This is a genomic window from Clostridium sp. YIM B02555 (genome assembly GCF_022320955.1).
Lineage (GTDB): Bacteria > Bacillota > Clostridia > Clostridiales > Clostridiaceae > Clostridium > Clostridium saccharoperbutylacetonicum.
In genome coordinates, this window is sequence record NZ_JAKJJY010000004.1 from 304,980 (window position 1) to 317,712 (window position 12,733).

Annotated in this window: 13 protein-coding genes; 10 read left to right on the plus strand and 3 right to left on the minus strand. The window is 29.0% G+C overall.

The features are described 5' to 3' along the window. The first annotated feature begins 9 nt into the window (after nt 1-9). The gene (locus tag L3B98_RS09005) at nt 10-909 is read left to right on the plus strand and encodes an EFR1 family ferrodoxin (RefSeq protein ID WP_238916377.1); all 900 of its coding nucleotides are present in this window, start codon (nt 10-12) and stop codon (nt 907-909) included. Between the two features lie 198 nt (nt 910-1,107). Here L3B98_RS09005 and L3B98_RS09010 read toward each other — a convergent pair whose 3' ends face one another. Further along, nucleotides 1,108-2,139, minus strand: coding sequence for a HAMP domain-containing sensor histidine kinase (locus L3B98_RS09010; RefSeq protein WP_238916378.1), 1,032 nt, complete (start codon nt 2,137-2,139; stop codon nt 1,108-1,110). Next, entirely contained in the window at nt 2,132-2,809 is a 678-nt protein-coding gene (locus tag L3B98_RS09015; RefSeq protein WP_238916379.1) for a response regulator transcription factor, read from the minus strand. The genes L3B98_RS09010 and L3B98_RS09015 overlap by 8 nt, the downstream gene beginning before the upstream one ends. Nucleotides 2,810-3,040: 231 nt before the next feature. On the opposite strand from L3B98_RS09015, the gene L3B98_RS09020 reads away from it, so the two are divergent. The 6 genes from L3B98_RS09020 (at nt 3,041) to L3B98_RS09045 (ending at nt 8,906) form a co-directional block, all read left to right on the plus strand. Next, a complete protein-coding gene (locus L3B98_RS09020) occupies nt 3,041-4,342 on the plus strand; it encodes a methyl-accepting chemotaxis protein (RefSeq protein WP_238916380.1) in 1,302 nt (433 codons plus the stop codon). 288 nt (nt 4,343-4,630) lie between these two features. Then, complete coding sequence (locus L3B98_RS09025) at nt 4,631-4,918, plus strand: antibiotic biosynthesis monooxygenase (protein WP_077362466.1); 288 nt, start codon at nt 4,631-4,633, stop codon at nt 4,916-4,918. 48 nt (nt 4,919-4,966) lie between these two features. After that, entirely contained in the window at nt 4,967-5,539 is a 573-nt protein-coding gene (locus L3B98_RS09030) for a DNA-3-methyladenine glycosylase I (protein WP_238916381.1), read from the plus strand. Between the two features lie 13 nt (nt 5,540-5,552). Continuing rightward, nucleotides 5,553-7,022 (plus strand): family 1 glycosylhydrolase, encoded by a 1,470-nt coding sequence (locus L3B98_RS09035; protein WP_238916382.1) that lies wholly within the window; start codon nt 5,553-5,555, stop codon nt 7,020-7,022. Nucleotides 7,023-7,396: 374 nt separating this feature from the next. Next, the gene (locus L3B98_RS09040; protein ID WP_236907818.1) at nt 7,397-7,888 is read left to right on the plus strand and encodes a sigma-70 family RNA polymerase sigma factor; all 492 of its coding nucleotides are present in this window, start codon (nt 7,397-7,399) and stop codon (nt 7,886-7,888) included. Further along, entirely contained in the window at nt 7,881-8,906 is a 1,026-nt protein-coding gene (locus L3B98_RS09045) for an anti sigma factor C-terminal domain-containing protein (RefSeq protein ID WP_238916383.1), read from the plus strand. Before L3B98_RS09040 ends, L3B98_RS09045 begins: the two co-directional genes overlap by 8 nt. An 81-nt stretch (nt 8,907-8,987) precedes the next feature. Here the strand turns inward: L3B98_RS09045 and fliB are convergent, their stop codons facing one another. Further along, nucleotides 8,988-10,148, minus strand: a complete 1,161-nt coding sequence (gene fliB, locus L3B98_RS09050; protein ID WP_238916384.1) for a flagellin lysine-N-methylase — start codon at nt 10,146-10,148, stop codon at nt 8,988-8,990. 367 nt (nt 10,149-10,515) lie between these two features. Between fliB and L3B98_RS09055 the strand changes: the two genes are divergently transcribed. From L3B98_RS09055 to L3B98_RS09065, 3 genes are all read left to right on the plus strand, one after another. Continuing rightward, complete coding sequence (locus tag L3B98_RS09055) at nt 10,516-11,103, plus strand: hydrolase (protein WP_238916385.1); 588 nt, start codon at nt 10,516-10,518, stop codon at nt 11,101-11,103. 32 nt (nt 11,104-11,135) lie between these two features. Continuing rightward, nucleotides 11,136-11,549: a GNAT family N-acetyltransferase gene (locus L3B98_RS09060; RefSeq protein ID WP_238916386.1), complete on the plus strand. Its 414-nt coding sequence runs from the start codon at nt 11,136-11,138 to the stop codon at nt 11,547-11,549. 159 nt (nt 11,550-11,708) lie between these two features. Beyond that, nucleotides 11,709-12,632 carry an AEC family transporter gene (locus L3B98_RS09065; RefSeq protein ID WP_238916387.1) on the plus strand — a complete coding sequence of 308 codons (924 nt, stop codon included), beginning with the start codon at nt 11,709-11,711 and terminating at the stop codon, nt 12,630-12,632. The last annotated feature ends 101 nt before the right edge of the window (nt 12,633-12,733 follow it).

A 12,733-nucleotide genomic window follows, 5' to 3' on the forward strand; every position in this document is an offset into this window, starting at 1 on the left:
GTGCAAATTATGGGGAAAATAAAAAAAGTATTAGTTTCATATTATTCTGGAACTGGAGGAGTTGAAAGAGTAGCTAAGGTATTTAAAGAAAGTTTAATTGAAAGAAAATGTGAAGTAATAATTCACTCAATGGACCTTTCAAAATTTACTAATTACAAAGATAAATATCAGGATATAGTGAAGGAAGTAGACCTCATTATTGTTTTATATGCAGTTTATGCCTTTGGGGCGCCTAGACCTGTGGATAGATGGGTAGAAAATTTGCCAAAAACAAATAAATTACCTGTAGTTGTTGTTTCAGTGTCTGGTGGAGGAGAGATTTGGCCAAATACATCATGTAGAGTAGCAACTATAAAAGGAATAGAAGGGAAAGGTTATGATGTCATTTATGAAAAAATGATGGTTATGCCTGCAAATATGCTTTGTAAAGTAAATGATGACATGGCAATGCATCTTATTAATAGTATACCTATGAATATTAATAATATCTTAGAAGATGTTTTTTCAGGTAAAAGGCATAGAAGCAGATTTAAAATTAGTACAAGAGTTTTGATGCCGATAACAAATGTTGAGAAAAACGCTGTAAGAAATTTTTCAAAAGACCTTATGGCAAATGAAGTGTGTACTGGTTGTGGCTGGTGTTCTTCAAATTGTCCAATGGGGAATATAGAACTTAAAGAGGATAAGCCTATGTTTAAAAATAATTGTATAATGTGTTTAAGATGTTTTTATGGATGTCCTAATAAAGCTATTCAAAATGATAAAGTAAAAGGTTTATTATTTAAGGAAGGCTTTAGTCTTAAAGAAATTGAAAAGAGAATGGAAGGAAAAGAGCTTAAACCAATTAATGAGTGTTGTAAAGGGCTTGCATGGATTGGTGTAAAGAGATATTTGTTAGGAAGAGAATAAATATTTTTTGTTATCTTTAAAACTAAAGAAATATTGAATTGGAAAGGATATCGAAATAAGATATCCTTTTTAATTGTCCGTGAAAGTATAAAAATTTCGATTATTTAAGCCAGTTATATAAACGCTTAAGAATGATATGGCTTGTAAAAATGTGATTAAAAGAGAGCTTGGCGCAGCCACTTTTGTTCTAAAAAAATATTAACAAGGCAATTTGATAATAAAGGTAGAGCCTTTTCCTAATTCGCTATTAACTTCTATTATGCCTGAGCATAAGTTGATAATTCTATTTACTAGGGCTAGTCCTAAACCATTACCCTCAGAAGAATGGGACTTATCACCTTGATAAAATTTATCAAAAATATGTTTTTTAACCTCTTGTGTCATTCCAATACCTGTATCAGAAATGGTTATCGTAATCCAGTTAGAGGAATGTCTTAAGGTACAAATAATCAATCCATTATGAGGGGTAAACTTTATTGCATTATCTAATATATTTACCCATACTTGCGACAGTAATTCTTCATTTCCATAAAAAATAGCTTCATCTAAGCTAATATCCAGGTCAATATTTTTAGATGACCATTTTGGCTCTAGAAATAATAAGGTTTGCCTAAACTGCTCATCTAATTTAAAGTTACTTTTTTCTGTGATAATTCCTTGATTCTCTAACTTTGAAATTTGTAAAATAGTATAAACCAAATTGGATAGTCTTTTTGTATTTCCAAGTATTTTCTCAATATACTCATTTCTAGTTTCTTCTGTCAAAGTATTATCTTGCAAAAGCATAGTATAACCATCTATAGAAGCAATAGGGGTTTTAAACTCATGAGAAACATTGGCAATAAAATCATTACGAAAAGTTTCAATATTATTGAGCTCACCTACCATGATATTGAAGTTATGAGACATATTTTCTAGTTCTTTTACAAGATGTTCTTCTTCGTTTATTTTGATATTAAAATTACCTTTTGCAACTTCCATTAAAGCATCACTAATTTTTAAAATTGGAAGTAATATTATTCTTCCTACGATAGCTACAACAAATATTCCAATAATCAAACTGACAAGATATATATTAATAATTGGCCAGATTACTGAAGTGGAAGTTTGGATAGGAACTAAATTAAAATAATTATTTAAACTAAAAGAAATTATAGTTGATATTAACATAATCACAAAAATTATTATTGAACAAATAAATAATGGCTTTAAAGGTTTCTTGTTATTCATGTTTATGCACCACCTTATATCCAAGGCCCCTTACAGTTATTATTTCAAAATCATCATTAAGCCTAAAACGATCTCTAAGTCGATTAATATGTACATCTACTGTCCTAATATCTGTTTCTGAATCAAGTCCCCAAAATTCATCCATAAGTTCTTGTCTTGTGAAGATACGCTTTGGATAAGAGGCTAATTTATATAGAATATAGAATTCTTTTTGGGGGAGTACGATTGATTCACCATTTTGAATTACAGATAAAGAATCATATTCTAATAAGGTTTTGCCAACATATTGCTTTTTTTCGTTTATAATTTTTGCTCTTCTAAGTAATGCACCAACTCTAAGAACCATTTCATTAACATTAATAGGCTTAATCATATAATCATCTATTCCAAGTGAAAAACCGCGCTTAATATCTTGAAAACTTTCTTTAGCTGTAATCATAAGTACTGGAAGATTGAATTGCGCATCTCGAATAGATTTAATAAGTTCAAAACCATCCATATTAGGCATCATTATGTCAGAAAGAATTAAGTCAATATATTCTTTATCTAAAGCATTGAGAGCTTCAATGCCATCATTTACACAAGTGGTTTTATATCCATTTTTAAGTAGAACAGCACTAAATAACTCGCAGAGTTCCTTATCATCCTCAACTATTAAAATATGAAACATTTAGATACCCTCCTTAATCATATTAATTATACTATATTTTAAATATGCTTTTTGGTAAATTGAAGTATACACAATTATAACTAACAAATATTAATTGAATGTAAACTCATGAAGTTAATATATTTAAAGAATTTTTAAGTTGCTTAATTTAAAATTAACATTAAAGTTTAAATTGAGTTAATAATCCTATGTTAAACTCCCCAATAAGTAATTGTGGTAGGAGGAATATTAATGGAGAAATTAAAAAATTTTAAAATAACTAATTTAATGGGATTATTAAAACAAGTTTTTACAACAGTAGCATTATTATTAATATCACTAGCAGTGATTATTGGTATAATTTCAGGTACAATACTAAAGGAGGTTACCCATTTTGATAATTCACTAGATTTGATTTTTTTGTGTATAATATCAAATATATGTATTGAAGTTATGATTTTTATTGTATTTACAGTATTTATAAAGAAGACAGTTGATGATTTTGGAAATATAGCTGATTTAATCCATTCGGGTGATCTTTCTGTTAAATTGGATTTAAAAGATAATAAATTGTTGAAAAATGCTGGTACATACTTAAATTCTATAACTGCAGAGATGAAAGGAATTATAGAAGGAACCTATAAGCTTACGAAAGCTATTGTTAGTGCGTCTTTTAATATGTCAGATAAAGTAGAACAAGCTATGAGTTCAGTAACAGAAATAGAAAAAACAATTGACCAAATTGCAGTAGGAGCTACAGAACAAGTAACTGAAATTCAAAAAAGTGTTGATAAGATAGAGAATTTATCTGATCATATAATACTTGTTAAGGATCGTTATAATGATGTAATTTTAGAAACAGATAATGTAAATAAATTAAATGGAGCTGGAATTTCCAGCGTAAGAGACCTAAGAGAAAAATCTGATGATTATAATGTAGCTTCTGAAGAAATATTTGTAGCAGTAGAAAATCTAACAGTAACTCTTCAAAATGTAGATTTGTTTGTAACAACAATACAAAATATAGCTGAACAAACTAATCTTTTAGCTCTTAACGCTAATATTGAAGCTGCAAGAGCTGGGGATGCTGGTAAAGGCTTTGCAGTAGTAGCTGATGAAGTTAGAAAACTTGCAGAAGAAAGTAAAAAATCAACAGAAGAAATAAGAAATATGATGGGAAACATAAAAAAAGATTCTGATCAAGCAATGAATGCAATGAAATTAATGCAAAATGTTTCAAAGGAACAGCTTTCATCAGTTGATCAAACTGAGAATTCTTTTAATAGAATAGCAGAGGCAATCAAATCAATTACATACAAAATTCAGGACACAAGTGAAGTAATAAATAAGATGGAGATATTAAAGAATGAAGCGTTAAATAGTATTGAACATACAGCAGACGTCTCTGAGGAAACTGCAGCTGCTAGTGAAGAATTAGCGGCAAGTGTTGAAACACAATCAATAATTTTTGGAGAAATGTCAGTATCAGCAATAGAATTAAATAGTATAGCAGCAAACATGGATAACAGCTTGAAAAAATATAAAATTAAATAATTATATTATACCTATTATTGCCTATCAGGCAGATGGTTTCAAAAAAGCACCTACAGAATAGAAAAAATCACTAGAAATATTCTAGTGATTTTTTAAACATATATGATATTATAATAAAACAATGCAAATTGTGGGTTGGGAATGTTGAGAATGTAATAGGATTTAATTACCTTTATGAAGAGTACCTAAAAATATGTTATAAAATAATATTATAAACTAATACTTCTATATAATATGCTATAATTAATTTATGAGAATTTTATATAGTATATAAAGGAGAATTTAATTATGATTGTAAAAAGTGTAACACTTTATGTGAAAACAGAGCATATAAAGGAATTTATTGAAGCAACTAAAGAAAATCAAAACAATTCATTAAAGGAAAAAGGAATTATATGCTTTGACTTTTTCCAATGTAAAGACGATTCAACGAAATTTTTACTTTATGAAGGATACAAAACAGAAGAGGATGTAAATGAACACATTAAAACTCAACATTTTAATAAATGGATAAATACAGTTGAACAGTGGTTTTTAATGCCAAGAGATAAAGCTACATATATTCCTGTTTCCTAAATAGAAGAAGATTTAAGGTGAAATAATTACTTAAAGGTTATAAAGGAAGTGATTCAAATAAGTAAACGATGTGAGTGGGTTACAAAAGAAAATTTATATATTGAGTATCACGATAAAGAATGGGGAGTACCAGTATATGATGATAGAAAACTATTTGAAATGCTGTGCTTAGAAGGTGCTCAAGCTGGTTTAAGCTGGTGGACTATTTTACAAAAAAGAGAAAATTATAAACTAGCTTTTGATAATTTTGAGGCGGAGATAATTGTAAACTACACAGAAGAAAAGTTAGAAGAATTGATGGAGAATAAAGGTATTGTTCGTAACAGAAGAAAAATTGAAAGCGTTGTGACCAATGCAAAAGCTTTTCTAGAAATTCAAAAACAGTATGGCTCTTTTTCTAATTATATATGGAAGTTTGTAGATAATAAGCCAATCATTAATTCCTGGAACAGTATAAAAGAGCTTCCAGCTTCAAATGAATTAAGTGATAAAATGAGTAAACAATTAAAAAAAGATGGTTTTAAATTTATAGGAAGTACAATTTGTTATTCTTTTATGCAAGCAGTAGGAATGGTTAATGATCACACCACTGATTGCTTTTGTTATAAAAAATTAACTTAGAGGAGGAAATATTATGAGCTTTAAAGAAGGATTTTTTTGGGGCGGAGCTACAGCTGCAAACCAATGCGAAGGTGCATGGAATGTAGATGGACGTGGACCTGCTATGACAGATGTTACAACTGGAGGTTCTGTAAAAGAGTCTAGAATGATAACTTATATTGATAAAGATGGAAAGCCGGGAAAAGCAGGAAGAGGTATGAAAATTCCTGAAGGAGCAAAATATGCTGTTTTAGATACTGAATTATATCCTAATCATGATGGAATTGATTTTTATCACTATTACAAAGAAGATATAGCTTTATTTGCTGAAATGGGCTTTAAAATGTTCCGTATGTCTATCTCTTGGTCCCGTTTATATCCAAAAGGAGATGAAGAAATTCCAAATGAAAAAGGTATTGAATTTTATCGTAATGTATTTAAAGAATGCCAAAAACACAATATTGAGCCATTAGTTACAATTTGGCACTTTGATACACCACTTTATTTAGAAGAAAATTATGGTGGATGGACAAATCGTAAATTAATTGAATTCTATGAAAGATTTGCGCGTACTTGCTTTAATGAATACAAAGGACTAGTTAAATACTGGTTAACCTTTAACGAAATAAATAATACTGTAATGTTCCTAGAGATGTTTGGCAATAAGGCTACGGATGAAATGTATAAAGATGGATATCAAATTTTACATAATCAACTTGTTGCAAGTGCTAGAGCAGTTCAAGCTGGTCATGAAATAGATAGTGAAAACATGGTTGGATGTATGATTTGTGGAATAACCTTCTATCCAGGAACTTGTGATCCAAAAGACATCTTACTTAATCGTCACACTTGGGAAAAAGGCATATTCTATTGTGGAGATGTTCAATGTAAAGGAAAATATGGAACTTATGCAAAGCGTTTATGGGCAGAGCATAATGTGAAATTAGATATTACAGAACAAGATTTAATTGATTTGAAAAATGGTACAGTAGACATGTATTCATTTTCTTACTATATGTCAAACAACGTTACAACTCATGATACTAAAGACATGGTAGGAGGAAATTTTTCAGCTGGAGCACGTAATGAATATTTGACTTATTCTGATTGGGGCTGGGCTTTAGATCCAGATGGACTTCAATATTATTTAGAAATGATTTATGACCGTTATGAAAAACCATTATTAGTAGTAGAAAATGGTTTAGGAGCTTTTGATACAGTAGAAGCAGATGGTTCTATTCATGATCCATATCGTATTGATTACTATCGTGAGCACATTAAAGCTATGGAAAAAGCAGTTAATAATGGTGTTGACCTTATTGCTTACACAACTTGGGGCTGTATTGACTTAGTTAGTGCTGGTACTGGAGAAATGAGAAAGCGTTATGGCTTTATCTATGTAGATAAGCATGATGATGGAACAGGTACCATGGCCAGAAGTAGAAAAGATTCTTTCTATTGGTATAAAAAAGTAATTGGATCAAATGGTGCAGATTTAGAATAATAAAAGAGAGTATATTTCTGTATTGGTAATATAAGATGAACTTGTAAAGTCAGTTGATATTCAATACAAATAGTTAAATGAAATTTTAGAGTGGGAGGAATCTCACTCTTTTTTAGAAGTTAATCATAATAATAAGAAAGGTAGGAGTATATGAAAGAAGTACTGGTCAAACATATACAAGCATTGTACTAAATTAATGTATTTGGTGCAGTGCTTTTTTATTTAGCAAAAATTAAAGAATATATTTAAAGGCAATGTAAATTACGGAGAAAAGAAATATTGTTTAGAGAGAAAATTTAAATTTTATGTTCACATTTTGTTATATGTGGAAGTTATATATATGTGGTACCATTAAAAGTAAAAGATGTGGGGGGATGAACATTAAGGATGAAGTATGTAATTTGATAAAAAAATATTTATCACTAATATATAAGTATTTGATTTCAATAGGAGCATCCAAAGAAGATGCAGAGGATATTATTCAAGAAACCTTCATTAAGACTTATGAAAATATTGATATATTAATTGATGGAAATATTAAGGCATGGATGTTTAAGGTTTCTATTAATAGGTTTTACACATTGTATAAAAAGAGTAAGGTTAATCTAAGCCTAACAGATGAATTGTCAGCTACTATTGAAAGTGATTTTAAAATAATGCATATAGATAATGCTTTGGAGGTTAATAGAGTTCTATCATTAATGAAAGAAAGTGAAAAAAATCTATTAGTTTTAAAATATAGTATGGGCTTATCATATAGGAGCATGGGAAATATTCTTAATATTGAAGAAGGTTCAGCTAAGACTTTATGTTATAGGGCACGAAATAAGTTTAAGAAAATATGGGAAGGTGAAAAGTATGAGTAAAGAGATTGATGATATATTTTCAGATAATATGGAAGATGAAATAAAGAATGAAGTGAGGAAGAAAAGAAACAAATTAAATTTGAAGTTAATTATAATTGCAATTATTTCAACGTTAGCTATAGTCATTGGCGGTAGTATACTGTTAGAATTTGAAAGCGATAAGTATATTGAAACTTCCTATGCTAAAGATAAAAAAATGCAGGAATTGGAGTATATTGTAAGATATCCCAATGAATATATAGGGAAAGAAAGCTGTAGAGAAATAGGATATTTTAAATATGAAAGTACTTATGACATATCAAAAAGAATAGGAGGCAGAGTTATTTTTGCTGGTTCTTCAACCGATTCTTCAAGTGGACTTGGTAACAAAGGCTTTTATAATAAAGAATCACATATTATAAGTAATATTCCTTTAAGTCAGGATATAAATAAAAGAGATAGCAATGCTTATGGTTTAAGAGAATTACACTTTTTTTATCCATATGTGCATTATGGTAAAGATATATATAATTATGAAACAGATAAAAATAAAGTTACAGAAGATGAATTAAAGACAGGGAAAGAAAATATTATTAATGATTTTCATTTTCTAAATGAAATAGAAGATAATAAAATAGTAGAAATGGGGTTGTCTTTTGATAAACAATACACTTATGAAGAAGTAAATAAAATGCTTGATAGTAATTTGATAACATTTTATTGGGTTGATAATAATTCAGAAGAAGAAAAGAAACATATAATTGAATACGTTAATCCTGCTTTTGATGTTGTTGGAATAAAATCAATGGATATGGCTGGAGAATATCATGATAATGTAGACGAAAGAATGTTACATTTCAAAGACGCAATTAACCAATTAAGAAATTTAGGAGATACAGAGTATATTAATAATATTGATGAAAATAATATTAAAATAATAGGAGCTGTAGTGGTAGGAAGTTCAAAAGAACTTAAAGCTATTCAAAATAATCCTATGATAAAACATGCAGTGCTTGGAACTGTAGTTGATAAATATTAATGGGGACTGCCCTATGGTGATACTTACCAGGTGGCAGTCAAGGTAGTCTATCTTTAAAAAAAGGTATAGACTACTTTTTTTCTAATTCATTATTAAAATAAGCAATTTCTTTAAATCAAATATTTCACTAGTATTAAATATTTCTTCAAGATCATAAAGGGTCTTTTCTGAATTTTCTATTTCTTTAGAATACATATGTGTTATGTCTATTTGATCATTTATATCAAAGTTATAATTATTATCAATCCAGCGTACAACATTTAATTCTTTAATAACAAGATAGCTCATGACAGCTAATGTAACTTTTGAGTATAATTCTTCATCGAAAATAGCTTTCATAAAATATTGGAATATGAAATATACCATTATATGTTCATATTCGTAAGTTTTATTTTTATAGTATTCATTAAAAGCATTATATTGTTTTTCATAAAAAGTAACATCATTTATTTTATAAAAACAGTTAATAGCGTTTTCTATTATTTTGGGCCAGTTATCATTAATAGGATTAAGCTTTCTATATATATTCATGCATTTACCCACATTATTATACTTATCAGCTTGTTTGGTTTTATACTTATTAAATTGACTAATAAGCTCTTTTTGATAGAGCTCCTTAGAATAGTTATTTACTATCTCAGTAATCTTAGTTAAATTATTTTTATTTAGTTCTCCCTGTATATCATGAGCAAAATTAATTAATAGTGCAATTCTACACTTAAAAGCTATAGAATGATTTTGAAGCATATCTAAGGCCACTTTTCTAGCTGACATTAGTTCCATGGAAATATCAAAATTTATATCATCATATATATCTATCATTTCATTATCTTCTGAAACGTCAAAAGTAATTGGTTTTGAATCTTTAAGAATTAATCTTGCAGCCTCAGGACAGGACAAAGATATTCCTATCTCACGGATATCACTATACTCCTCTATGAATCTTGGGTATGTCTTACAGGTATAACATAAACTTTCTTCTCCAAGTTCAGTATAGATATCGCAGAGGTTATTTTTATTTAAAAATGGACAATTATTATTTTTCAATATAAAGCCAGACTCTCCATCTTCATATAAGGTTAAGTTAGCTTTTAGCCTTTCACCAAACTCACCACATACCTTCTTATAATGCTTATTGGTCTCTTCATCAATTATAATTTCCCATCCGGCACAACAAGTATCGGTACATTTTGAAGCTATGCATTTAAAATCTTTATAGTAATGGGGGACTATTGTTTTCATGTAAATTACCTCTTAGTTTTTTAATTAAGGCATACACCTATAAAAAGAGCAGCTATGCTGCAATACGGATCATTTCGCCTATAAAAAGAGCAGCTATGCCACAATAGGTCACTCTTTTGCATATAAGAACATCTCATAGCATATTTGCTTGATATGCTTATTTAAATATGTCAAAGTTCCATTATAATATAACATTAAACCTAACACTTAGAAAAGTATTTTAAAATCACAAGAACAAATTGTGGTTTATTATTTTTGGAATTGTATAATTATAGTAAAGATATATAAGTACGCAAACCTAAATTTATGATATAATCGAGGTAAGAAAATGAGGCAGATAGAACTATTCAGGAATGGAGGAAGTTTAATGAATAATACTATTACAAGAAAAGAAGCAGTTGATTTATTGAAAAAATATAATAAGGAGCAATTTCATATATTACATGCTCTTACAGTAGAAGGGGTTATGACATGGTATGCTGAGCAATTAGGTTACAATAATGAAACAGAATATTGGGGAATTGTAGGACTTTTACATGATATTGATTTTGAAATGTGGCCAGAAGAGCATTGTGTAAAAGCACAAGAATTATTAAAAGATGCAGGAGTAAGCAATGAAATGATTAATTCTATCTGTAGTCATGGATATGGAATCTGCGTTGATATTAAACCTGATCATATAATGGAAAAAGTGTTATTTGCTATAGATGAATTAACAGGGCTTATAGGTGCAGCTGCAAGAATGCGCCCATCAAAAAGTGTTATGGATATGGAACTTTCAAGTTTAAAGAAAAAATTTAAAGATAAAAAGTTTGCTGCTGGATGTTCAAGAGATGTTATAAAAAAAGGAGCAGAAATGCTTGAATGGAGCTTAGACGAACTACTAGAAAAAACAATTATGGCAATGAGAGCTTGTGAAGATACAGTAAATGAGAGTATAAAAGAGTTTGAATAGCAGGCAATAGTACAGAGAGGAAAAGTCTTAAAATGAAATTTAAAGTTACTGATAAAATAAAAAAACAAGATGAAGAAAGTATTTTTAAGAATTTGTTAGAATACAATTTAGCTAGGATTGAAGATAAAAATCCAAAAGATTTAGGAGTTTATTTAGAAGATGAAAAAGGTGAAATGATAGGAGGCTTGATTGGAAATACTCATGGTAATTGGCTTACTATAAAATTTTTATGGGTAAGTGAAAATGTGAGAGGTCAGAGCATAGGAAGCAAGATTTTAAAAAAGGCAGAAGAAACAGCTAAGGAAAGAGGCTGTAAGTACGTTTTCTTGGATACATTTAGTTTTCAGGCACCAGAGTTTTATAAGAAGTATGGTTATGAAGAAAAATTTGTACTCGAAGAATATCCAATAAAAGGCAAACGGCATTATTATACAAAAACTTTATAGAGTAAGTTGAGATATCCAAAAGGAGAAACTAATGGAATAGAATATTATACAAAAACTCTATAGATTAAAAAGAATTTTAATTTTATAAAAACAATAGAGGAAAGTGATTTATTTGGAATAGCAAAGTATTGCTGTTTTTCTTAAATTTATGAGGGAATTATGATTAGCTTATTATTAATGAAACAAATTGTTGTACTTTTTTTAATTATGATTATGGGAATAATATTAGTAAAAACAAAATTGTTAAAAGCAGAGGAAAGCAAAAGTCTTTCAATTGTTTCAATTTATTTGGTAATGCCTTGTGTAATTATCAATGCCTTTCAGATTAAATATACTGAAAGTATACGTAATGGATTGATTCTTGCTGTTATTGCAGCTGTATTGATTCACATTGCATTATTGATTTTAATAACAGTACTTGGAAGGATATTTCGCTTAGATGCAGTAGAAAAGGCATCAATAATGTATTCAAATTCTGGAAATCTTATTATTCCAATTGTAACTTCTATATTGGGGAAGGAATGGGTGATTTATTCTAGTGCTTTCTTGTCTGTACAATTAGTTCTTTTATGGTCGCATGGAAGAATGCTGCTTTGTGGAGAAAGAAAAATAGATCTTAGAAAAATTTTTTTGAATATAAATATGATTACTATTTTAGTTGGAATAGTATTATTTGTTACAGGGATTCAATTACCGGAAATCATCTCAAAGACTATGGAATCAGTAAGTGTGATGATAGGTCCTATTTCAATGATCATGATTGGTATGCTTATTGGAAATATGAAGTTTAAACAAATATTTGCTTATAAAAGGATTTATATAGTAACTTTTCTTAAGATGATATTGTGCCCATTTATAATTCTGCTTCTACTTAAATATAGCGGAATGCCGAATTTATTAACGGATGGTAAGGTGATTTTGCTTATAAGTCTGCTGGCAACACTTACGCCTTCAGCAGTAACAATTATTCAAATGGCTCAAATTTTTGGGAAGAATGAAGAATATGCTAGTGCTATAAATGTTGTTACTACTATTGTTTGCATTATAACAATGCCAATTATGGTGTGGATCTATCAGCTTTAGGACATGTTGATTGCTCTGATATTTTGAGGTGATGATAACAAGTGTGTTAGAATAGACTAATGGAATGTTATTTACATAAACTATGAATTAAAGCTGGGGAT

Bases quoted from the DNA above. Each gene is read 5' to 3' on its own strand.
- L3B98_RS09005 (WP_238916377.1), top strand. From the start codon at position 10: ATGGGGAAAATAAAAAAAGTATTAGTTTCATATTATTCTGGAACTGGA.
- L3B98_RS09010 (WP_238916378.1), bottom strand. From the start codon at position 2,139: ATGAATAACAAGAAACCTTTAAAGCCATTATTTATTTGTTCAATAATA.
- L3B98_RS09015 (WP_238916379.1), bottom strand. From the start codon at position 2,809: ATGTTTCATATTTTAATAGTTGAGGATGATAAGGAACTCTGCGAGTTA.
- L3B98_RS09020 (WP_238916380.1), top strand. From the start codon at position 3,041: ATGGAGAAATTAAAAAATTTTAAAATAACTAATTTAATGGGATTATTA.
- L3B98_RS09025 (WP_077362466.1), top strand. From the start codon at position 4,631: ATGATTGTAAAAAGTGTAACACTTTATGTGAAAACAGAGCATATAAAG.
- L3B98_RS09035 (WP_238916382.1), top strand. From the start codon at position 5,553: ATGAGCTTTAAAGAAGGATTTTTTTGGGGCGGAGCTACAGCTGCAAAC.
- L3B98_RS09040 (WP_236907818.1), top strand. From the start codon at position 7,397: ATGAACATTAAGGATGAAGTATGTAATTTGATAAAAAAATATTTATCA.
- L3B98_RS09045 (WP_238916383.1), top strand. From the start codon at position 7,881: ATGAGTAAAGAGATTGATGATATATTTTCAGATAATATGGAAGATGAA.
- fliB (WP_238916384.1), bottom strand. From the start codon at position 10,148: ATGAAAACAATAGTCCCCCATTACTATAAAGATTTTAAATGCATAGCT.
- L3B98_RS09055 (WP_238916385.1), top strand. From the start codon at position 10,516: ATGAATAATACTATTACAAGAAAAGAAGCAGTTGATTTATTGAAAAAA.
- L3B98_RS09060 (WP_238916386.1), top strand. From the start codon at position 11,136: ATGAAATTTAAAGTTACTGATAAAATAAAAAAACAAGATGAAGAAAGT.
- L3B98_RS09065 (WP_238916387.1), top strand. From the start codon at position 11,709: ATGATTAGCTTATTATTAATGAAACAAATTGTTGTACTTTTTTTAATT.